This window comes from Streptomyces sp. NPDC059851 (genome assembly GCF_042732005.1).
GTDB lineage: Bacteria > Actinomycetota > Actinomycetes > Streptomycetales > Streptomycetaceae > Streptomyces.
Genome location: NZ_JBHWJJ010000053.1, coordinates 1 through 21,583 on the forward strand (window position 1 = coordinate 1; position 21,583 = coordinate 21,583).

Below are 21,583 nucleotides of genomic sequence, written 5' to 3' on the forward strand. Positions count from 1 at the left end.
TTGTGTCGTGTCTACCCTCGGCGCGGGGGTCGGGGGGCGGGGGGGCGGGCCGGCGGTCTTCCCCACCGCCGCGCGCCCGGCCCCGCCCCCCCCCCCACGCCCGCTAGACGGACGGGGGCGGGGACGAGGACCCGCCGGACCCGCCGGTGTCGGTGTGCCGGATGCGCACCCACAGGGGCAGGGCGAACCAGCACAGCAGGTACCAGAGCAGGACCCCGGCAACGATCCACGGCACCACGGTGTTGTCGGTGGACACGCGCAGGATCAGGAACAGGGCGGCGACGAGCGTGGCCAGCAGCAGCACGATCCCGGTCATCGTGAGCCGGGAGGCCCACACCACCGCCTGCGGTTTGATCTGGCGTCCCGAGACGATGCGGTGGAGGGACACGGGCCCGATCAGCGCTCCGGTGGCCAGCGAGCCGAGGACGACCGTGATGGTGTAGATCGTCCGGTCCATGTCGGAGAGCCGCTGGAACTGGACGGTGAACGCAACGGTCAGCAGGAACCCGAACAGGATCTGGACGCCCGTCTGGACGACCCGGATCTCCTGTACGAGCTCTTGCCACCGCCGGTCGGCCCGTTCCTCCGGGGTTTCGTCCCGGCCGCGTTCCCCGCGATCGGCGTCAGCTTTCAAGGGTGTCCTTCGTCTTCTCCTCGGCCTCGCGGACGTCGCCCTCGATGCGTTCCGCGCGGCCTTCGGTGGTCAGGCGCCTGTCGTTGGTGATACGGCCGGCGGCTTCCTTGGCCTTGCCCTTGAGCTGTTCGCCCTTGGCCTTGGCCTTTTCCTTGCCGGACATGGCACTCCCTCCGAAGGGACCGGTGAAGGTGAACATCCATGCGTCTGACCCGCGGTGCGGGCCGCAAACGCTCCCGGCCGGGAAATCGCGCCCGGACCCGCACCGGGGCGCGGTACCGGGCCGTGCCCGTCAGGGCCTCGCGGGATCCCCGCCCATGACGTCGCGGAAGGCCGTCATGCAGGGCACACAATGCGCATCGGTCTCGGTGTACCCGGCCGGAAGGAGGGGGCGGCCGCACAGGGTGGCGGAGCGGTCGCGGGCGACGACGTGCCAGACCGGGTCCTGCCCGGTGGCCGCCTCGCCGAGGTGCATTTCGTACATGAGACTTCCCCGTGTGCTCGACAGCTCGTGCATCCACCACACCAGGGGCCGGCCCGGACGGCCCGATGAGTGGGCCGTCCGGGTGATGTCGGGGCCGCCACGCGGCATACCGGGGCAAACGAAAAAACCCCGGGCCGAATTGGCGTCCAGGGTTTTCATTCGCGTATATTTAATGGTTCACGCATCCCCGTGAGGGCAGGCGTGAAGAAGCTTTACGAGGACACTGTATCGGGTCGGGAGTGGAATTGTCAACCGAGGAATTCCGTAAAGAGCAGCAATTCATCGACGCGCTCTACGCGCGCCTCGATGACCTGCGGGATCAGGCCGAACGCGCCGTGCACAGCGCACTCGCGGCCGGCGCGGGAAACAGTGGCCAGGCGCGCCTGGAGCGCGACATCCTGGTCGCCGAGCAGTCCGGGCTGCTTTCCGCGCTGAACTCGGGGGAGAGCGGTCTGTGCTTCGGGCGTCTGGAGTTCTCCGACGGGCAGGACCGTCACATCGGCCGGATCGGGATCCGCCGGGACGACGCCGAGCGCACCCCGCTCGTCATCGACTGGCGGGCCGAAGTCGCCCGCCCGTTCTACCTCGCCACCAGACACCACCCCATGGGCCTGCGCCGGCGCCGGCACATCACCACCACGGGGCGCCGCGTCACCGCCCTGCACGACGAGATCCTCGACCTCACCGACACCGAGCGCACCGGACACGAGGGCGCCGACGCGGACGCCGTGCTGCTCGCCGCGCTCGACGCCGCCCGCACCGGCCGCATGCACGACATCGTCGAGACCATCCAGGCCGAGCAGGACCGGATCATCCGCTCCCCGCACCGCGGCGTGCTCGTGGTCGAGGGCGGCCCGGGCACCGGCAAGACGGCGGTCGCCCTGCACCGGGCGGCCTACCTGCTCTACGCGTACCGCGAACTGCTCGCCAAGCGCGGCGTGCTGATCGTCGGCCCGAACCCGGCGTTCCTCGGCTACATCGGCGAGGTCCTTCCGGCCCTCGGCGAGACCGGCGTCCTGCTCGCCACGATGGGCGAGCTGTTCCCCGGCATCCGCGCGACGGGCACCGACCGGCCCGGCGCTGCGGCGGTCAAGGGCCACGCGAAGATGGCCACGGTCCTGGCCCGGGTCGTGGCGGACCGGCAGACGCTGCCCGAGACCGTGCCCGCGGGCAGCGGCGAGGACAGCGCCGTGGTCCCCGAACCCGCCCTGGAGATCGACCACGACGAGTACGGGACGCTGCTGCTGGACCGGACCATGGCGTACGAGGCCCGGGACCGGGCGCGGGCCACCGGGCTGCCGCACAACCTCGCCCGCCCCTACTTCGCGTTCTCCGTCATCGACGCCCTCACCGAGCAGCTCGCGGACCGGCTCGGCGCGGACCCGTTCGGCGGCCCCAACCTGCTGGGCCCGGACGACATCGCACAGCTCGGCAAGGAGATCGCGACGAGCAGCGAGGTACACGCCGCGATCGACACCCTGTGGCCGCCGCTGACCCCGCACCGGCTGGTCTCGGACTTCCTCGCCGATCCCACCCACCTCCCGGACGGCGAAGCCGAGTTGATCCGCCGTACGGGGTCCGCGGCCGCCGACTGGACCCCCGCCGACATCCCGTTGCTCGACGAGGCCGCCGAACTCCTCGGCCTCGACGACAGCGCGCAGCGCGCCGCCGAGGAGCGGGCCAGGCAGGAGCGCATCGCGTACGCGCAGGGCGTTCTCGACCTGTCGGCCGGCTCGGAGTCGTACGAATTCGAGGACATGGAGAACGAGTTCCTCGCAGCGCACGACATCATCGACGCCGAGCGGATGGCCGAACGCCACGACGAGGCCGACCACCGCAGCACGGCCGAACGGGCCGCCGCCGACCGCACCTGGGCCTTCGGGCACGTCATCGTCGACGAGGCGCAGGAGCTGTCGGCCATGGCCTGGCGGCTCCTGATGCGGCGCTGCCCGACCCGTTCCATGACGCTGGTCGGCGACCCGGCCCAGACGGCCGACGAAGCCGGCTGCGGCTCCTGGGGCCAGGTCCTGGACCCGTACGTCGGCGACCGGTGGGAGCTCGTCCGGCTCGGCGTCAACTACCGCACGCCCGCCGAGATCATGGACGTCGCGACCGCCGTGCTGCGGGCCCGCCACCCCGGCTTCGAGCCGCCGCGTTCGGTGCGCTCCACCGGCCGGCAGCCCTGGCTCCTGGCCGCGGACGATCTGGCCGCCGCGGTGGCCGACGCCGTCCGCCGCGGCACCCCCGCGGAGGGCCGGCTCGCGGTGATCGCGCCGCCGGCGCTGCACGAGCCGCTGGGGGCGGCGCTGCCGGGCGTCCGTGGGGGCGCGGAGCCCGATCTCACCCGGACCGTGGTCCTGTTGGAGCCGCGGCAGGCCAAGGGCCTGGAATTCGACTCGGTGATCGTCGTCGAGCCCGCCGACTTCGCCCCGAGCGACCTGTACGTGGCCCTGACCCGAGCCACCCAGAGCCTCGGCGTGGTGCACACCGGCCGCCTGCCCGACGGACTGGGGGAGACGGCGGCGGTGTAGCGGCCCTGCCCGGCCCGGTCAAGCCGTGACCGGGCCGACGGCCGGGGCCCGGTCACGGGCCGGGGCCGCGGCCGGGGCCGGGGCCGGGGTGGTGGTGGTGGTCGTCGGCACGGCCGGGTCGGGAGCCGTGGACTGTGCCCGTGCCCGTTCGCGTTCCCCCGCCAGGGTCTGGAGCCGCTCCAGGCGCCGGCGGGTCTCCTCGTCCAGCGGCGCGTACGTCACCAGGCGCGGGCCCGGTGCCGGGCCGAGCCACAGGCTGGTGTGCTCCAGGTGCAGGAGCCCGACCTGCGGGTTGAGGACGTACTTCGCCCTGGCCCCCTGGCCGACCACCTCGCGCCGGGCCCAGACCTCGCGGAACTCCGGGGAGCGGGCCTCCAGCCGGGCCACCAGCCCCTTCCAGGCGGGCTCGGCCAGGTGCTCGGCCATGGACGCACGGAACTTGGCCGCCAGCACCCGGACCATCTCCGCGTGGTCGACGACGGACCTCCGCCAGTCGGGGTCCGTGAAGGCCAACCACAGGCAGTTGCGGTCCTCCGGCGGCAGCGCGTCCAGGTCGCACAGCAGCCGCCCGTAGGTGCTGTTGTACGCGAGGATGTCGTACCGGCTGTTCTGCACGCAGGCCGGGAACGGGGCCAGCTGGTCGAGCATCGCCCGCAGCGCCGGGGTCACGCTCGGACACGGCGTGTTCGGCGCCGGGTCGGCGGTGCAGGCCAGCGCGAACAGGTGCGCGCGCTCGCTCGCGTCGAGCAGCAGGGCGCGCGCCACGGCGTCGAGGACCTGCGCGGACACCTGGATCTCGCGGGCCTGCTCCAGCCAGGTGTACCAGGTGACGCCGACGGCGGAGAGCTGGGCGACCTCCTCGCGGCGCAGCCCCGGCGTGCGCCGTCGGCGCCCGCGGGGCAGCCCCACCTGCTCGGGGGTGATGCGTTCGCGGCGGCTGCGCAGGAACTCGGCCAGCTCGTGCCGGCGGACGTCGCTCCGGGGGGCCACAGTGGTCATGGAACCAGGGTGCCGTACCGCCCATCAGGTTGCCAGGTGGTGCGGGTACCAGGATGAGGAGACTCTGGTACCAGGCTAGTGCGGGCGCGATCCTGCGGTGTGTGAGTGAGACGACCCTACGAACGACCCTGTCCGCCCCGGGCGCGGCCTCCGCCGCAGCTGCCGCCGCCTCCGTCCCGGCCGCGGCCGCCGCCCCGACTCAGGCCCCCGTGCCCCCTCCCGCGTCCGCCCCGGCCCCGATGGGCCGGCTGGGGCTGTTCACGGTGCTGCTCGGCGCCGCCCTGCCGATGGTCGACTTCTTCATCGTCAACGTGGCGCTGCACGCCATCGACCGCGACCTCGCCGCCGGTCCCGCCGTGCTCGAACTGATCGTCGGCGGTTACGGCGTCGCGTACGCCGTGCTCCTCGTGCTCGGCGGCCGCCTCGGCGACACCGCCGGCCGGCGCCGGCTCTTCCTCGCGGGCACGGCCGCCTTCGGCCTCACCTCGCTCGCCTGCGGCCTCGCCCCGACCGCATGGACCCTCGTCGTGGCCCGGGTGGCACAGGGCGCCGCGGCCGCACTGATGTTGCCGCAGGTGCTCGCCACCATCCAGGCCACCACGCAGGGCCCGCGCCGGGCGCGGGCGATGAGCCTGTACGGGGCCACGGGCGGGCTGTCCATGGTGGCGGGGCAGGTCCTGGGCGGGGTCCTGGTGGCCGCCGACGTGGCCGGCCTCGGCTGGCGGTCCGTGTTCTTGGTGAACGTCCCGGTGGTCCTGCTCGGGCTGGTGCTCGCCGCCCGGACCGTGCCGCAGACCCGCTCGGAGCGGCCCGCCCCGGTCGACCTGCCGGGGACGCTGCTGCTGGCCCTGTCGCTGGTGTCGCTGCTCCTGCCGCTCACCGAGGGGCGGGCCACCGGCTGGCCGCTGTGGACGTGGCTCTCGCTGGCTGCTTTCCCCGTCTCGGCCGCCGCCTTCGTCGCCGTGGAGCGGCGGGCCGACCGGCTGGGGCGGACCCCGCTGGTGCCGCCGAGCCTGCTGCGGCTGCCGTCGCTGCGGCGCGGCCTGGCCCTGCTGGTGCCGTTCTCGATCGGGTTCAGCGGCTTCATGTTCGTGATGGCCGTGGTCCTGCAAGAGGGCCTGCGCAAGGGCCCGGTGGCCGCCGGGCTCGCCCTCGCACCGATGGCCGTCGCCTTCTTCGCGGCCTCGCTGGCCGGGCCGCGGCTGACCGGCCGGTTCGGCAGCCGGGTGGTGACCGCGGGCGCGGGGCTCCAGGCCCTCGGCATCACCGTGCTGCTGCTCACGCTCCGGTACGGTCCGCAGGACCCCGCCCTCGCCGAACTGGCGCCGGGCGTGGCCCTCGCCGGCCTGGGTCAGGGCTTCCAACTGCCCGTATTGATGAGGCTGATGCTCGCGGACGTGCCGGCCGACCGGGCCGGCGTGGGCAGCGGGGTGGTGACCACCACCCAGCAGTCCGCGCTCGCCCTCGGCGTCGCGACCCTCGGCAGCCTCTTCCTCGCCCTCAGCGCATCGCACGGCATGCGGACGGCCCTCACCGCGGTCCTGCTGGCCCAGCTGGGCCTGATCGCCCTCACGGCCGGACTGAGCCTGCGCCTGCCGCGCACCGTGCGGTGAGCGGCGGCCGGGCACCGGCCCGGTTCCGGGACCGCCCGTCAGAGCGCGCCCGAGCGGGCGACGCGGAACCCCACGTCGTCGACGCGGAACGCGGGGTGGCTGCGGCGGCGGGCCGAGGCCCGGCAGCTCCAGTGCTCGTCGAACCAGCCGCCACCACGGAGCACCCGGTAGCCGCCGTAGACCTCGGCGTCGTACACGTCCCAGCACCAGTTCCAGACGTTGCCGAGCATGTCGTACAGCCCCCACGGGTTGGGGAGCTTGCCGCCCACCTCGCGGATGCGCCCGTCCGAATTGCCGCGGTACCAAGCGATTTCGTCGAGCGGTCCGTAGTGCGGTCCTGCCGTCCCGGCGCGGCAGGCGTGCTCCCACTCGGCCTCGGTCGGCAGCCGGTACCCGTCCGCGGACCGGTCCCGATCCACGCCGCCGCCGTCCCCGTCGCCGTCCCCGTCCGCGGCGCCGTCGCGGAAGCGGTAGACGGGCGCGAGGCCGTCCCGCAGCGACAGGGCGTTGCAGAACCGGGCGGCGTCCCACCAGGACACGCCCTCGACGGGCAGCCGGTCCCCGCGGGCCGTGCTCGGCCGCTCCCCGGTCACCCGGGCGTACAGCGCCTGGGTGACCGGCACCGCCCCGAGCCGGTAGGGGGCCACGTCGACCGCCCAACTGCGCTGCGTCCGCCGGTCGGACAGGGTCACCCGTCCGCCCGGCACGGGGACCAGCTCGTGTCCTGTCATTCCGTCCATGATCACGGAATGCTATCCGCGGGGAGGGCCGTCGACGCAGTGAACGCGCCACCGTCCGCATCGGCGGACTGTCACCCCGCACCCCTCCTCCCGTACAGTCCGTGATGCCGGGCCGACGCTCCGTCAGGGTCTTGGCCGGCGGGCGACAGGAGGAGAACCGTGGCCACCGAAGCCGGCCTCGACCGGGACCCGCTCCCGCAGGCCCCCCGACCGGGACGTCCGGTCCCCGAACTGGACGCCGGTGAGGTGCAGCGGTGGCGTGCGGCACGGGGCGACCTCGTCGACCTGCTCGCCGTGGCGCGCGAACGACTCGGCGGCGTCGCCGCGTTGCGCCTCCCTCCCGCAGACGGCGGCACCCCGCCCACCGTCCTGGTCACCGACCCCGCGGCCGTCCGGCACGTGCTCGCCCTGCATCCCGACCGGTACGTGAAACGCTCCCACCGGGCCCGTCTGCTGATCGGCGACGGGGTCCTCGCCGCCACGGGTGAGGCCTGGAAACGTCAACGCCGACTGCTCCAGTCGCAGTTCACCGGCACCGGGATGCGCCGCTACGAGCAGCGGATCGAGCGGGCCGCCGACACCGCCGCCGGACGCTGGGCGCAGTACGCGGCCACCGGGCGGACGCTCGACGTCGGACAGGAGATGCGCCGCTTCGCCCTGGACACCATCTGGCGCTCCCTGACCGGACACCCCCTCGACGCCCGGACCGAGCACGAACTGAACGCCGTCGAGGCCCTCGCTGCCGCGCTGCCCACCCTGCCCGCCGACGAGGCCGACGCCCGCGACGCCGTCGCCGAGGACGTCGCCCGGATCGACGCCGTCGCCCGGTACGCCATCGACGCCGCCCGCACCGGTACCACCGGACCCGACGGCCCCGGGCTGCTCCACGTCCTGCTCGACGCGGCAGTCGAACGGCCCGAATACACCGACCGCCTGATCCGCGACGAGCTCGTGACCCTGCTGTTCGCCGGGCACGAGACCACCGCGACCACCCTGACCTGGCTGTACCTGCTGCTCGATGGGAACCCCGAGGCCCGGGGGCAGGCCCTCGCGGCCGGCGGCGCGGGCTCCCCGGAGCGCCGGCAGGCCGTCCAGGCACTGGTCCACGAGACGCTGCGGCTCTACCCGTCCGCGTGGATCTTGCCCCGCCACGCGGCACAGGACGACGTCCTGGCCGGGCATGCCGTCGCCGCGGGCACCGACCTCCTGGTGTGCCCGTACCTGACGCACCGCGACCCGGAGCTGTGGCCGGACCCGGAGCGCTTCGACCCCCGGCGGTTCACCGCACCCCGGGGCCGCCCGGCCGACCAGGGCGCCTACCTGCCCTTCGGGATGGGTCCGCGCGCCTGCCTCGGCCTGCAGTTCGCCCTGCGCGAGTCCACCGTCCTGCTGGAGCGGCTGCTGCCCGCATACACCGTCACCTTCCGCTCCACCCCCGCCGGGGCCGCGTACGGGATCACCGTCCGCCCCGACGGCCCGACCCAGGCGACCCTCACCGCCGACGGCCCGCCCGCCGACGGCCCGGCCAGGTCCGGCCCGCCCGCTCCCTGATCGGCCGCGCCCTGAGGCGGGCACACCCGGAACCGCGGGGCGTGCCCGCATCCGCGCAACCCCCGACCGCCCTCCCGCGCCCGCGGAATCCGGCGCGGTGGGGTCGGCGGGGTCTTCCGTGAAGCAGTGAATCGGTGCTTCAATCCTTCCCGTGCCCTACCGCCGCCCCCCTGCCGTGCAGGCCCGCCTCGACGCCCGCCGCGACCGGGTCCTGGAAGCCGCCGTCCGCCTGCTCTCCCGGGAGGGGTACGGCGGCTGCTCCGTCGCCGCGATCGCCGCCGAGGCGGGCATCTCCACCGGCAGCGTCTACCAGTCCTTCTCCGGCAAGTCGGAGCTCGCCGCCGCCCTCTTCCGCACCCTCGTCGCGCGCGAGTTGGAGGCGGTCGCCGCCGCCGCGGACCGTCCCGGGACCGCCGCCCAGCGGGTCGCCGCCGCGGTGGAGACCTTCGCCTCCCGTGCGCTCCAGGCCCCGCGGCGGGCCTTCGCCCTCCTCGCGGAGCCCGCCGACCCGGCCGTCGACAGCGAACGCCTCGCCTTCCGGCGTGCGTTCCGGGACGTGTACGCCGAACGGATCGCCGCCGGAGTCGAAACCGGCGAACTGCCCCCGCAGAGACCCGAGCTGACCGCAGCCGCACTGGTCGGCGCCATCGCCGAGGCGCTCGTCGGACCCCTCGCCGACGGCGACGCGGCTCCCGGCGACGTCATCCCCGGCCTGATCACCTTCACCCTGCGCGCCCTTGGAGGACACGATGCCGCAGACGCATGAGGTCACCAACCAGGTACCGCCGCACCACGGCTACGACGCCGCCGACGACCCGGCCCTGCTGGCCGCCCTCGACCGCGAGGGAGCCGGCTGGGCCGCACCAGAGTTGCACGAGATCGGCGTCCTCGCCGGCTCGGAACGGGCCGCGGACTGGGGGCGCCTGGCCAACGAGAACCCGCCCGTCCTCCACACCCACGACCGCTACGGCCACCGCGTCGACGAGGTCGAGTTCCACCCGTACTGGCACGAGCTGATGCGCACCGCCGTCACGCACGGTCTGCACGCCGCCCCCTGGGCCGACGACCGGCCGGGCGCGCACGTCGCCCGCGCGGCGAAGTTCCTCGTCTGGAGCCAGGTCGAGGCCGGCCACACCTGCCCGGTCTCCATGACGTACGCGGCCGTCCCCGCGCTGCGTGCGACGCCCGCACTGGCCGAGTGGCTGGAGCCCCTGCTCGCCTCCCGCACCTACGACTTCGGGCTGCGCCGCCCCGACACCAAGCGCGGGCTGATCGCCGGCATGTCGATGACCGAGAAGCAGGGCGGTTCGGACGTCCGCGCCAACACCACGACCGCCGTCCCGGCCGGGGACGGCACGTACCGGCTCACCGGGCACAAGTGGTTCACCTCGGCGCCCATGTCGGACGTCTTCCTCACCCTGGCGCAGGCCCCGGGCGGACTGTCCTGCTTCCTGCTTCCGCGGGTGCTGCCCGACGGCAGCCGCAACCGCCTGCTGCTCCAGCGCCTCAAGGACAAGCTGGGCAACCGCTCCAACGCCTCCGCCGAGATCGAGTACGACGAGGCGTTCGGCTGGCTGGTGGGTGAGGAGGGGCGCGGGGTCGCCACCATCATCGAGATGGTCAACACGACCCGCCTCGACTGCGTCCTCGGTGGGGCGTCCGGCATGCGCCTCGGCGCGATCCGGGCGGTCCACCACGCCACCCACCGGAGGGCGTTCGGCAAGGCCCTGATCGACCAGCCCCTGATGCGCAACGTCCTCGCAGACCTGGTGCTCGAATCCGAGGCCGCCACCGCCGTCGCGATGCGGCTGGCCGGGGCCACGGACCGGGTGGCCCGCGGCGACGCGGACGAGGCGCTCCTGCGCAGGCTGGGGCTGGCGGTGACCAAGTACTGGGTGTGCAAGCGGGCCCCGGGGCACGCGGCCGAGGCCCTGGAATGCCTGGGCGGCAACGGCTACATCGAGGACTCGGGCATGCCGCGCCTCTACCGGGAGGCCCCGTTGTCGTCCATCTGGGAGGGCTCGGGGAACGTGGCCGCCCTGGACGGGCTGCGGGCCATGGCCCGGCAGCCGGAAACCGTGGAGGCGTTCTTCGCGGAGGTGGGGCGGGCGGCGGGCGCCGACCGGCACTTGGACGTGGCGGTGGCGGGGCTGCAGAAGCAGCTCGCCGACCCCGCCGAGGCCGAGTACCGGGCCCGGCAGCTGACCGAGACGATGGCCCTGGTGTTCCAGGCGTCGCTGCTGCAGCAGCACGCCCCCGCCGCGGTCGCCGACGCGTTCTGCGCCTCCCGGCTGGGTGGCGAGCACGGCGGGGCGTACGGCACCCTCCCGACGGGGGTGGACACCGGGGCCGTACTGGCCCGCGCCCGTACGACGGCCGTCTGACAGCGGGGCGGAGCCGGGGCGGGGCGGTGGGGGAGACCACCCGCTCGCCCGGCCCGGCGTGCGGCACCTGCGGCACCGTTCCTCGGCGGACGGCCGGGTGGCCCGTGCAACCGCGCCGCCGCCCCGGACGTCTCCGCCCGCGACGGCAGACGGCCGCAGCGGCGACGGGGGACGGACATGGCACGTGCGCGCACCCACGCGATGGCGGCCACCGCGGTGGCGGTGGCCCTCGGGCTCTCGGCCTGCTCCCCGAACGACGATCCGGCCGCCCCCGGCGCGACCGCCCCGCCCAGCGCCCCTTCCGGCGCGCCGCAGCACCCGCCGATCGGCTCGCCGGGCGGCACCGGGCCCTCCGGCGGGCCCCGCCCCTCCGGTTCCCCCTCGGGCAGCCGTCCGCCGTCCGGCAACCCCGGCGCCGCACCCGCCCCCCGTACGGGGGTCCCGTGGAACCTGGACCGGATCGACCAGCGCACCCCACCGCTCGACGGCACCTTCGCCCCCGGCTCCGACGGCAGCGGCGTGCGCGTCTACGTGCTCGACACCGGCATGGAGGTCCGGCACGCGGAGTTCGGCGGCCGCGCCTCCCTCGGCGCCGACTTCGTCGGGGACCCGGACGCCGGTGACTGCTTCGACGGCGGCGGCCTGGGGCACGGCACGTTCGTGGCCGGCATCATCGGCGGCCGCACTAACGGCGTCGCCCCGCGCGCCGACCTCGTCCGCGTACAGGCCATCGCCTGCGAGGAGGGCGGCTCGGCAGGGGCCGCAGACGCCGGCCCGGCCGCCGAGGCCTCCGTCATCAAGGCGGTGGAGTGGGTGGCCGAGCACGCCCGCCGCCCGGCCGTGGTCAACATGTCCCTCAACCTGGCGAACCGCTCGGCCGCCCTCGACGCCGCCGTGGAACGCCTGATCGCCTCGGGGATCCCCGTGGTCGTATCGGCGGGCAACTTCGCCGATGACGCGTGCCGGCACTCCCCGGCCGGCGCGCGCGGCGCGCTCGTGGTCGCCGCCTCCACCGCCGACGACCGCCACTGGCGGGACAGCGACGCGTTCGGCTCCGGGCACGGCCCCTGCGTCGACCTGTACGCCCCCGGCGAGAAGGTCACCTCCGCGCTGGCGGGCGCGGGCACCGCCACGAGCGACGCCACCGCCACCTCGTGGGCCGCCCCGCACGTGGCCGGCGCGGTAGCCCTCTACCTCTCGGCGCACCCGGACGCCACCCCCGCGCAGGTCCGCACCTGGATCACCGAACGGGCCGCGCGGGACGTCCTGGCGGGAGTCCCGCCGCAGACCCCCAACCGGCTGCTCAACGCGGGCGGCCGGTAGGCGGGCGGGGCGGGATCGGACGGTCCGACTTCCCGACGGTGCCTGCTGGTGCTCGACACGGGCGGCGGGGGTGCGGCGGCCGCTGCGTCCCGGCAGCACGCTGCGAGAGGCGTCCGCACTCGGACCCCGTGCCGGCGAACGCCCGCGCGCCGGCAGGGCCCGTACTGCCCTGGGGCAGGAACGGCTCGACACCACGGCCGACGGCACGGGGCCGAACGGGTGCGGTCCTATCCGCGCGGGTCGACCGGGGCCAGGACACCGAGCCGGTCCTCCACCGCCTGGGCCGCGTCCAGGCACAGGTCCTCGCGGAACGCCCGCCCGACGATCTGCACCCCGCACGGCAGCCCGTCGGCGTCCCTTCCGGTCGGCACGGCCACCCCGGGCACGCCCGCGAAGCTCGTCGCCGTGCACAGCCGCAGGCCCGACGCGACCCGGTCCCGGCCGGCCGGGTCCCGTGACTCCAGCCCCGGTTCCACCGGCGGCTCGGTGAACGACGGGCCGAGCAGCAGCGGCCACTCGTCGAGGAACTCCGCCCAGGAGCGGCGGACGCCCAGCCAAGTGCCCATCAGCCGCACCAGACCGGCCGCGTCCACGGGAGGCGTCCGCTCCATCGCCATGCCGATGTACCGGCTCCCCTCCGGGCCGAGCAGCCCCCGCACCGCGGGCCACGACGGCGCGAACTCCGTCAGGGTGATCCGGTCGTACGCCTCCAGCGTCTCGTCCAGCCGCGGGACGTCCGCCACCTCGCGCACGTCGTACCCGGCCTCGCGCAGCGCACCCGCCGCCGCCTCCACGGCCGCCCGCACCGCCGGGTGGACGCCGTGCCCGCCCGGGTCCGCCACCACCGCGACCTTCACCGGCCCCGGCAGCGGCTCCCCGCGCACGGGCACCGGCACCGCCCGCGGGTCACGGGGATCGGCCCCGGCCAGGACCTCGTACGCCAGCCGCAGATCACGTACCCGGCGGGCCAGGGGACCGTCGGTGACCAGCATCTGCGAGGCCGGTCCGGGATCCTCGGGGCCGAGGACGCGGTGGTCCGCGGGGAACCGGCCCGCCGTCGGTTTGAGCGCCGCGACCCCGCAGAACTGGGCCGGGACGCGCAGTGACCCGCCGGAGTCGTTCCCGAGCCCGAGCGCGGCCATGCCGGTGGCGACGGCCACCGCATCGCCCCCGCTGGTACCACCGGGGGTGCGCGCCGGGTCCCACGGGTTGAGCGTGTCCCCGAAGAGCTCGCTGCGCGTGTGCATCCCGGCCAGGACCAGGGTCGGCATGTTGGAGTGCCCGACCGGAACCGCCCCGGCCGCGCGCAGCCGTGCCACCGGCGGCGCGTCCGCGGGCGCCACGAGGTCCCGGAACCGCTCCACGCCGAACGTGGTCGGCACCCCCGCCACGGCAGTGGTCTCCTTCACCGTGAACGGCACCCCTGCGAGCGGCCCCAGCGCCTCGCCGGCCGAGCGCCGCCGGTCGAGGGCGGCCGCGTCCGCGCGGGCCCGTTCGGCCATGAGCTGGGTGACCGCGTTGACCCGCGGATTGACCTCGGCGATGCGCTCCAAATGGCTGTCGACCAGCTCCACGGCCGAGACCTCCGCCCGACGCACCGCCTCCGCCTGCTCCGCCGCCGACAGCTGCCACAGGGGTTCGCTCACGGCGCCCCACCTCCCCGTTCCTCGTTGTGATGCGCTTGCATCGGAACGATAGTCCAAGAACCGATGCGGATGCATCGAATAAAGTTGCCCCACCCGACCCGCGGCACCGACGGACAGGAGATACGACATGCCCCGGCAGGTGGACCACGAAGGCCGGCGGCGCCTCATTGCTGAAGCCGTCTGCGCCCTCGCCGACGAAAGCGGGCTGGAAGGCGTCACCCTGCGCGACGTCGCTGACCGCGCCCAGGTGTCGATGGGTGCCGTCCAGCGGTGCTTCCGCACCAAGGAGGAGATGCTCCTCTTCGCCCTCGGCCACGTCGGCGACCGCATCGGCGAGCGCGTGCGGGCCCGCCTGGTCCGCAGCCCGGCCCAGTCCGCCGGCACCGCCCTGGGCCACGCGGCCGCCGAACTCGCCCTGCTGCGCGAGGAACACCGCGCCGAGGCCCGGGTCTGGCTCGCCTTCCTCGCCCAGGCCGCCGTCAGCGAGCCGCTGGCCCGGGCGGTGAGGGCCAACTACGCAGCCCTTCAGGACGTGTTCACCCGTCTCCTCGCGGAAGCCGCCGTGAACGCCAGCGGCCCCGGGGGCACCGGCCGCGCCGCTCCCCTGGACCCGGCCCGGGAGGCCCGTACCCTCCTCGCCCTCGCCGACGGGCTCACCGCGCACGTCCTCATCGGCCACCTCACCGCGGACGAGGCGCACGAGGTCCTGCACGCCCGCCTCGCCGCCCTGTGGGAGGGTGTCAACACGCCCTGAAAAGCTGACCTATGTCCGGGAAAAAACCGTTCGGCGCGGCGCGGCCCCACCGACCCCGGATGGCTCTACTGTCTCCGCATGGCTGAGACGTTCGATCACAACCCACAGGTATGGACCGCCGGCCGGCTGCGCGAGGTGCTGGCCGCACTGCCCGAGGACACCCCGATCCACATCGGTGTCGCGGACGGCCCCGGTGACTTCGAGGGCTACGGCGAGTACGTACTCGTGGACGCCGAACCGGTGGAGCTCGACATCGAGGGCGACGAGGACGGAGCCGGGGGCCCGGGTGCTCCCCGCGTGCAGTTCACGCTCTTCGCCGACGCCACGGCCGGCGTCTACCACCTCGACCTGGACTGACCGCCCGCCGGGCCGCCCACGCCCCCCCCGCCCCCGCGCAGACCGCGCCGGCCGGACGGGGTGCCCGGTGGTCGCAGCGACGGCGCGGCGGACCCGGCGTAGCCTGGTCTGAACGCCGGAACCGCCCGTGAGCCAGGAGGCGGCGCATGACCGATCCGCACGGGTTCCTCCGCACGCCCCGCAGCGCCGTCCCGGCCCGGCCCGCCGACCAGCGGATCGGCGACTGGCTGGAGGTCCATGCCGGGCAGGCGCTGCTGCCCCTGGTGTCCGCGCAGGCCAACCGGTGCATGGACTGCGGTGTCCCCTTCTGCCACGGCGGCTGCCCGCTCGGCAACCTGATACCCGAGTGGAACGCGTACGCCGCCCACGACGACTGGCAGGCGGCCTCGGACCGGCTCCACGCGACCAACAACTTCCCCGAGTTCACCGGCCGGCTCTGTCCCGCCCCCTGCGAGGACGCCTGTGTCCTGGCCATCAACTCCGACCCGGTCACCATCAAGAACGTCGAACAGACGATCGCCGACCAGGCCTGGGAGCACGGGTACACCGCTCCCGTCCCGCCCGCCCGGCCGACCGGCAGGACCGTCGCCGTCATCGGATCGGGCCCGGCCGGGCTCGCCGCGGCCCAGCAGCTCACCCGGGCCGGGCACACCGTCGTCGTCCACGAGCGCGCCGACCGCATCGGCGGCCTGCTCCGCTACGGCATCCCCGCCTTCAAGATGACGAAGGCGCACCTGGACCGGCGCGTGGCGCAGATGCTCGCCGAGGGCACCGTGTTCCGTACCGACGCGGACGTCGGAGGCCGTATCGATGCGGCCGAGCTGCGCAGACTGCATGACGCGGTGGTCGTCGCGGTCGGCGCCGGCGAGCGCCGCGAGCTCCCCGTACCGGGCCGCGGCCTGCACGGCGTCCACCAGGCCATGGAGTACCTCACCGGGGCCAACCGGGTCCAGGAAGGCGACCTCGCGGCGGCCCCGATCAGCGCGGAGGGCCGGCACGTGGTGATCGTCGGCGGCGGGGACACCGGCTCCGACTGCCTGGGCACCGCCCTGCGGCAGGGCGCCCGCTCCGTGGTGCAGCTCGACATCAACCCGGAGCCCGGCCCCGACCGGACCGCCACCGAGCCCTGGCCCGTGTACCCGAAGGTCTACCGGATCTCCCACGCGCACGAGGAGGCCCGCGACCGCGACGGCGACGACCCCCGGATCTTCGCCCACGCCACGCTGCACTTCGAGGGCGACGCGGCCGGCCGGGTACGGGCCCTGCACCTGACCGCGGTGGAACCCGTCACCCGCCGGCCCCTCCCCGGGACCGAGCGGGTCATCGAGGCCGGACTGGTCCTGCTCGCGCTCGGCTTCTCCGGGCCTGAACGGTCCGCCACCCTGGAGGAGCAGCTCGGCCTCACCCGGGACGGCCGCGGCGGGTACGCCCGCACCCCCGGCTTCGCAGCCGTCCCCCCGCCGGCCCCCGACGGCGGCGTCCCCGGCTCGGGCCCCGGCCCCGCCGAAGGGGTGTTCGTCGCCGGGGACGCCGGGCGGGGGCAGTCCTTGGTGGTGTGGGCCATCGCGGAGGGGCGGTCGGCGGCCGCCGCCGTCGACCGCTACCTCACCGGCTCCACCTCGCTCCCCGCCCCCGTACGCGCACACGACCGCCCCCTGACGGCCTGACGGAGCGGGACCCGCGGCGGTCCGCGCGGGGGAGGCGCCACCGGCTGGCCGCCACGGACGGCACAATCAGGGGGTGACTGGTGAAGATCCGTTCCTTTGGTTGGAAGACGTCGAAGGCGAGGCGGCGCTGGATTGGGTCGCCGAGCGGAACGCGGAGACCGCCGCCGCGCTCACCGCGGACCCCCGCTTCGAGGCACTGCGCGGCGAACTGCGCGAGGTCCTCGACGACGCCGAGCGCATCCCCTACACCGTCCGCCGCGGCCCCTACCTGTACGACTTCTGGCGGGACGCCGACCGGCCGAAGGGCGCGTGGCGGCGCACCACGCTGGAGCAGTACCGCAAGGACGAGCCCGCCTGGGACGTCCTCCTCGACGTCGACGCCCTCGCGGCGGCGGACGGCGAGGCGTGGGTGTGGGCCGGGGCCGCCGTCCGCTACCCGGACTACGGGCGTGCACTGGTCATGCTCTCGCGGGACGGCTCCGACGCCGTCGTGGTCCGCGAATTCGACCTGGAGGAACGCGCGTTCGTCGCGGGTGGCTTCGAGGTCGCCGAGGCGAAGACCCGGGTCGCCTGGATCGACGAGGACACCGTCTTCATCGGCGCCGACCTCGGCCCCGACTCCCTGACGGCCTCCGGCTACCCCCGCACCGTCCGCCGTTGGCGCCGCGGCACCCCCCTGGAGGAGGCCGAAACCGTCTTCGAGGCCGAACACGCGGACGTCTCCGCCTCCGGCTGGTACGACGCCACGCCCGGCTTCGAGCGGGCCTTCGTCTCCCGGGCCACCGACTTCTTCCACCGTGAGCTCCACCTGCTGGCCGACGGCGACCGACTGGTCCGGATCGACGTCCCGGCCGACGCCGGCGCGTACGCGTACCGGCAGTGGCTGGTCGTCACCCCGAAGAGCCCCTGGCTGGGCCATCCGGCCGGCTCGCTGCTCGTCTTCGACTTCGACGGCTTCCTCGCCGGCGACCGCACCGCTCACGCCCTGTTCACCCCCGACGAGCGCACGGCCCTGTCCAGCCACTGCTGGACCCGCCACCACCTGGTCCTGGACACCCTGGCCGACGTCGCCACCCGGCTGGAGGTCCTCACCCCCGGCCCCGACGGCTGGAGCCGCCGCCCGCTCGCCGACGTGCCGCCGCTGTCCTCGGCGTGCATCACCGACACCGATCCGGACACCTCCGACGAGTACTTCCTCGACGTGGACGGCTTCCTCCAGCCCTCCACCCTCACCCGCGGCCACATCGGCGGCGACACCGAGGTGCTCAAGCAGGCCCCCGCCCGCTTCGACACCGCCGGCCTGGCGGTACGGCAGCACTTCGCCACCTCCCGGGACGGCACCGCCGTGCCCTACTTCGTCGTCGGCCCCGCCGACCGCGACCGGCCCGGCCCGGCGCTGCTCTACGGCTACGGCGGGTTCCGCGACCAGCAGACCCCCGGCTACAACGCCCTCACCGGCCGCGCCTGGCTCGCCCGCGGCGGCACCTTCGTCGTCGCGAACGTCCGCGGCGGCGCCGAATACGGCCCCGCCTGGCACCAGGCCGCCCTCGGCGCCCACCGGGTCCGCTCCTTCGAGGACTTCGCCGCCGTCGCCGCCGACCTCACCGCCCGCGGCATCACCACCCCCGACCGGCTCGGCATCACCGGCGCCAGCAACGGCGGCCTGCTCATGGGCGCCGTGCTCGTCCGGTACCCCGAGCTGTTCGGCGCGGTCGTCGCCAAGGTCCCCCTCCTCGACATGCTGCGCTACCACCGGCTGCTCGCCGGCGCGTCCTGGATCGCGGAGTACGGCGACCCCGACACCGAGGCCGACCGGCCCCACCTGGAGGACATCTCCCCGTACCACAACCTGGCCGCCGGCCGGCCGTACCCGCCGGTGCTGCTGATGACCTCCACCCGCGACGACCGGGTCCACCCCGGGCACGCCCGGAAGGCCGCCGCCCGGCTGCGGGAGCTCGGCCACCGCGTCCTGTTCCACGAGAACACCGGCGGCGGCCACGGCGGCGCCTCCGACAACGAACAGGCCGCCCACAACCAGGCCCTCGCCTACACCTTCCTGTGGCAGCACCTCGGCGGCGACGCAGGATCCTGACGGCCGCCGTCCGGGGCGCGGCGGTCCGGCGGGCGGAAAATGCCTTGCCGCCCGCCGCGGCCCTCGCGGACCATGAAACGCTGTGAGTACCACCCGTCGCCTGTCGGACCTGCTGCCCGACTTCTCGCCGTGGCGTTCCAGCCGTGACTTCCGCACCCTCTTCTTCCAGGGCGCGGTCACGTTCTTCGCCTCCTTCATGGCGATGATCGCGCTGCCCCTGCAGATCAAGGAGCTGACGGAATCCCCGATCGCGGTGGGCGCGATGGGCGCGGTGGAACTCGTACCGCTGGTCGTCTTCGGCCTGTACGGAGGGGCGCTCGCCGACGCCCTGGACCGGCGGCGGCTGATCCTGCTGAGTGAGGCCGGCCTCGGCCTCCTGGCCCTGCTCCTGCTGGTCAACGCCCTGCTGCCGGACCCGCTGCTGTGGCCCTTGTACGTGGTCGCGGCCGGGGTCTCGGCGCTGTCAGGGCTGCAGCGGCCCGCCTTGGACTCGCTGCTCGCGCGGATCGTGCCGCACGAGCAGATGACCGCGGCCGCCGCGCTCAACGCACTGCGCTACCAGATCGGCGCGATCGCCGGACCGGCCGCCGCCGGCCTCGTGGTCGCCTACGCCGGGTACGCCGCCGCGTACGCCATCACCGTCGCCGGGTTCGCCGTCTCGGTCGCCGTGTGCACCCGGCTGTCCCCGGCGCCGCCCGCGCCCGGCGCGGAACGGCCCTCGCTGCGGGGCATCGCCGAGGGCGCCCGCTACGCGTGGAGCAGGCCGGTGCTGTTGGGGACCTACGCCGTGGACCTCGCGGCGATGTTCTTCGCCTTCCCCAACGTGCTCTTCCCCTTCCTCGCCGACGAGCTCGACGCGGTGTGGGCGCTCGGCCTGATGTACGCCGCGGGCGCGGTGGGCTCGCTCGTCCTGAGCGTCACCAGCGGCTGGACCTCGCGGGTACGACGGCACGGACTCTTCGTGGTCTTCGGTGCCGCGGTCTGGGGCGCGGCCGTCGCGGGCGCGGGCTGGTTCACCGAGCTCCCGCTCGTGCTGCTGTGCCTGGCGGTCGCGGGTGCCGGCGACATGCTCAGCGGGCTCGGCCGGGCGACGATCTGGAACCAGACCATCCCCGAGGAGCTGCGCGGCAGGCTGGCCGGCATCGAGGTGCTCTCCTACAGCGTGGGCCCGCAGCTCGGCCAGGTCCGCGCCGGAACCATGGCCGGCTGGACCGGCACCCGCCCGGCGTTCTGGGGCGGCGGTCTGCTGTGCATGGCAGCGGTGGCCGGCCTGTGCACCCTCCTGCCCTCCCTGCTGACCTACGACGCGGACACCGATCGGGACGCGAAGCGCCGCCGTGAGGCCCGGGAGGCGGCGCGGGCGGCAGCGTCCGGCGAGGCGGCAGGGGCGAAGGGGAGCGGCAGCCAGGCCTGACCGCCCGTCGCCACTGCGGCGGCCGCCGCCCGCTTCGAGTGACCCCCTTGCACCGGCGCATGCCCGATGCAAGGGGGCGCGTACTGCGCTGGATGCGCCATTTCCGAAGAAATTCGTGGACCACGCGTGCACAAACGGGCGCTCCGTGCGATGGGCTGAGGCTGGGGAGCCCTTTTCCGGAACTCCGGGTGCCGGAGCGGGGACCGGCGCCCTCCGCCACCGCACATCTCATCGGAAGGTCGCGTACCGACGTGAACGCCGTCCAGACAGTTGCCCACGTGCCGATAAGGGCCGCCGCCGTACCGCTGGTCCGCCCCGTCACCGTGAGGCACCCGCCGCGCCCTTCCGCGACGACGAGCAGCTGTGGGGGAGTAGCGCATGAACGAGGGTGAGCTCGACCCATCCGGGGACCAGGCGGTCTCCAGCGAACTGGCCGGCGTCCTGCCGGTGGACTTCACGGCCTTCCACTCCCAGCACCACCGCGCCTACCTGCGCTACGCCCACCTCCAGCTGGGCACCCGCAGGGACGCCGAGGACACCGTCGACGACGTGTTCACCTTCCTGCTGAAGGTGTGGCAGCACGCCCTGCGCCAGGAGAGCCTGCACGGCTTCGCGTGGGCCGTCCTGCGCGAGCACGTCGAGCGTCGGCTGGCCGTCACCGGCCGGCCGGTGGCCATGGTGGAGACGGCCTGGTTCGCCGCCCTGCGCCGCGCGTCGCGGGAGCGGCTGGAACTGCTGGAGTCCAAGCTCGGGCTGTACGCGGCCATCGCCGAACTGACCGAACGGCACTACGACGTCGTCCTCCTGGCCTTCCTGATGGGCAACGACTACGACACCGTCGCCCGGATGATGGGGATCACCCCCGCCACCGTCCGCTCGCACATCCGCGGAGCCCGCCGGACCCTGTCCCGGAAGCTCGGCCTGGACCGGGCCCCCGGAGAGGAGAAGAGCCAGTGGGCGACATGACACGCGACCGCGGAGCCACCGGCTTCGAGTTGGCCTCCGCCCTGGCGGACGCGCAGGTGCTGGCGGAGGAGTACGCCGGGTACGACGAGTACGCGGCCCTGCGCCGCATCGCGCGCCGCGTCGCCGCCGACCGCGCCCGCTCCGCGGCCCGGACCCGGCCCGGGACCGGCGCAGTGCCCGGGCACGGCGGCGCCGCGGCCGAGTCCGACCACCTCCTCCTGGACGCGGCCTGCCACGTCCGGGCCGCCAGAGCCCTCGACGCCCTGGCCGGACACCTCGCGGACAGCAGAGCCCTCGCCGAACACGCCCTCGCGCCCCGGTCCTGGCCCCACGGCCCCGAGTCCGCGCTGCTGTTCGGCTGCCTGCTGCACCTGGCGGAACGGACGGAGGGTGCGCGGTTCTGGTTCCAGTACGCGGCCGGCGCCGGC

The 21,583-nt window shown here is 74.7% G+C and carries 18 protein-coding genes; 12 read left to right on the plus strand and 6 right to left on the minus strand.

All coding sequences use genetic code 11. The features are described from left to right. Positions 1 to 103 precede the first annotated feature (103 nt). From ACFV7Q_RS19615 to ACFV7Q_RS19625, 3 genes are all read right to left on the minus strand, one after another. Complete coding sequence (locus ACFV7Q_RS19615) at positions 104 to 634, minus strand: DUF6328 family protein (RefSeq protein ID WP_385429957.1); 531 nt, start codon at positions 632 to 634, stop codon at positions 104 to 106. After that, on the minus strand, positions 624 to 797 hold the full coding sequence (locus tag ACFV7Q_RS19620; RefSeq protein WP_385429959.1) for a CsbD family protein: 174 nt from the start codon (positions 795 to 797) through the stop codon (positions 624 to 626). Before ACFV7Q_RS19620 ends, ACFV7Q_RS19615 begins: the two co-directional genes overlap by 11 nt. Before the next feature lie 129 nt (positions 798 to 926). Then, a complete protein-coding gene (locus tag ACFV7Q_RS19625) occupies positions 927 to 1,118 on the minus strand; it encodes a hypothetical protein (protein ID WP_385429961.1) in 192 nt (63 codons plus the stop codon). Between the two features lie 245 nt (positions 1,119 to 1,363). Here ACFV7Q_RS19625 and ACFV7Q_RS19630 point away from each other — a divergent pair, with 245 nt between their 5' ends. After that, entirely contained in the window at positions 1,364 to 3,649 is a 2,286-nt protein-coding gene (locus ACFV7Q_RS19630; RefSeq protein WP_385430009.1) for a HelD family protein, read from the plus strand. An 18-nt stretch (positions 3,650 to 3,667) separates the two neighbouring features. On the opposite strand, the gene ACFV7Q_RS19635 is transcribed toward ACFV7Q_RS19630, so the two are convergent. Further along, positions 3,668 to 4,648: a helix-turn-helix transcriptional regulator gene (locus tag ACFV7Q_RS19635; RefSeq protein ID WP_385429962.1), complete on the minus strand. Its 981-nt coding sequence runs from the start codon at positions 4,646 to 4,648 to the stop codon at positions 3,668 to 3,670. 239 nt (positions 4,649 to 4,887) lie between these two features. Here ACFV7Q_RS19635 and ACFV7Q_RS19640 point away from each other — a divergent pair, with 239 nt between their 5' ends. After that, positions 4,888 to 6,261, plus strand: coding sequence for an MFS transporter (locus ACFV7Q_RS19640; protein WP_385430011.1), 1,374 nt, complete (start codon positions 4,888 to 4,890; stop codon positions 6,259 to 6,261). Between the two features lie 38 nt (positions 6,262 to 6,299). Here the strand turns inward: ACFV7Q_RS19640 and ACFV7Q_RS19645 are convergent, their stop codons facing one another. Next, a complete protein-coding gene (locus ACFV7Q_RS19645) occupies positions 6,300 to 7,001 on the minus strand; it encodes a formylglycine-generating enzyme family protein (protein ID WP_385429963.1) in 702 nt (233 codons plus the stop codon). Between the two features lie 159 nt (positions 7,002 to 7,160). Between ACFV7Q_RS19645 and ACFV7Q_RS19650 the strand changes: the two genes are divergently transcribed. From ACFV7Q_RS19650 to ACFV7Q_RS19665, 4 genes are all read left to right on the plus strand, one after another. Continuing rightward, positions 7,161 to 8,552: a cytochrome P450 gene (locus ACFV7Q_RS19650; protein ID WP_385429965.1), complete on the plus strand. Its 1,392-nt coding sequence runs from the start codon at positions 7,161 to 7,163 to the stop codon at positions 8,550 to 8,552. A gap of 151 nt (positions 8,553 to 8,703) precedes the next feature. Beyond that, on the plus strand, positions 8,704 to 9,318 hold the full coding sequence (locus ACFV7Q_RS19655; protein WP_385429966.1) for a TetR/AcrR family transcriptional regulator: 615 nt from the start codon (positions 8,704 to 8,706) through the stop codon (positions 9,316 to 9,318). Continuing rightward, positions 9,302 to 10,936, plus strand: coding sequence for an isovaleryl-CoA dehydrogenase (locus ACFV7Q_RS19660; RefSeq protein ID WP_385429968.1), 1,635 nt, complete (start codon positions 9,302 to 9,304; stop codon positions 10,934 to 10,936). The genes ACFV7Q_RS19655 and ACFV7Q_RS19660 overlap by 17 nt, the downstream gene beginning before the upstream one ends. A gap of 177 nt (positions 10,937 to 11,113) precedes the next feature. Next, positions 11,114 to 12,259 (plus strand): S8 family peptidase, encoded by a 1,146-nt coding sequence (locus ACFV7Q_RS19665; RefSeq protein WP_385429970.1) that lies wholly within the window; start codon positions 11,114 to 11,116, stop codon positions 12,257 to 12,259. 227 nt (positions 12,260 to 12,486) lie between these two features. Here ACFV7Q_RS19665 and ACFV7Q_RS19670 read toward each other — a convergent pair whose 3' ends face one another. Continuing rightward, positions 12,487 to 13,905, minus strand: coding sequence for an amidase (locus ACFV7Q_RS19670; RefSeq protein ID WP_385429972.1), 1,419 nt, complete (start codon positions 13,903 to 13,905; stop codon positions 12,487 to 12,489). A 127-nt stretch (positions 13,906 to 14,032) separates the two neighbouring features. On the opposite strand from ACFV7Q_RS19670, the gene ACFV7Q_RS19675 reads away from it, so the two are divergent. From ACFV7Q_RS19675 to ACFV7Q_RS19700, 6 genes are all read left to right on the plus strand, one after another. After that, positions 14,033 to 14,659 carry a TetR/AcrR family transcriptional regulator gene (locus ACFV7Q_RS19675; protein WP_385429974.1) on the plus strand — a complete coding sequence of 209 codons (627 nt, stop codon included), beginning with the start codon at positions 14,033 to 14,035 and terminating at the stop codon, positions 14,657 to 14,659. 78 nt (positions 14,660 to 14,737) lie between these two features. Then, on the plus strand, positions 14,738 to 15,016 hold the full coding sequence (locus tag ACFV7Q_RS19680; RefSeq protein WP_385429975.1) for a DUF6225 family protein: 279 nt from the start codon (positions 14,738 to 14,740) through the stop codon (positions 15,014 to 15,016). Positions 15,017 to 15,162: 146 nt separating this feature from the next. After that, the gene (locus tag ACFV7Q_RS19685; protein WP_385429977.1) at positions 15,163 to 16,683 is read left to right on the plus strand and encodes a glutamate synthase subunit beta; all 1,521 of its coding nucleotides are present in this window, start codon (positions 15,163 to 15,165) and stop codon (positions 16,681 to 16,683) included. Between the two features lie 73 nt (positions 16,684 to 16,756). Further along, entirely contained in the window at positions 16,757 to 18,775 is a 2,019-nt protein-coding gene (locus ACFV7Q_RS19690) for a prolyl oligopeptidase family protein (protein ID WP_385429979.1), read from the plus strand. Positions 18,776 to 18,857: 82 nt separating this feature from the next. Beyond that, a complete protein-coding gene (locus ACFV7Q_RS19695) occupies positions 18,858 to 20,189 on the plus strand; it encodes an MFS transporter (RefSeq protein ID WP_385429980.1) in 1,332 nt (443 codons plus the stop codon). Positions 20,190 to 20,567: 378 nt separating this feature from the next. Continuing rightward, on the plus strand, positions 20,568 to 21,155 hold the full coding sequence (locus ACFV7Q_RS19700) for an RNA polymerase sigma factor (RefSeq protein ID WP_385429982.1): 588 nt from the start codon (positions 20,568 to 20,570) through the stop codon (positions 21,153 to 21,155). The last annotated feature ends 428 nt before the right edge of the window (positions 21,156 to 21,583 follow it).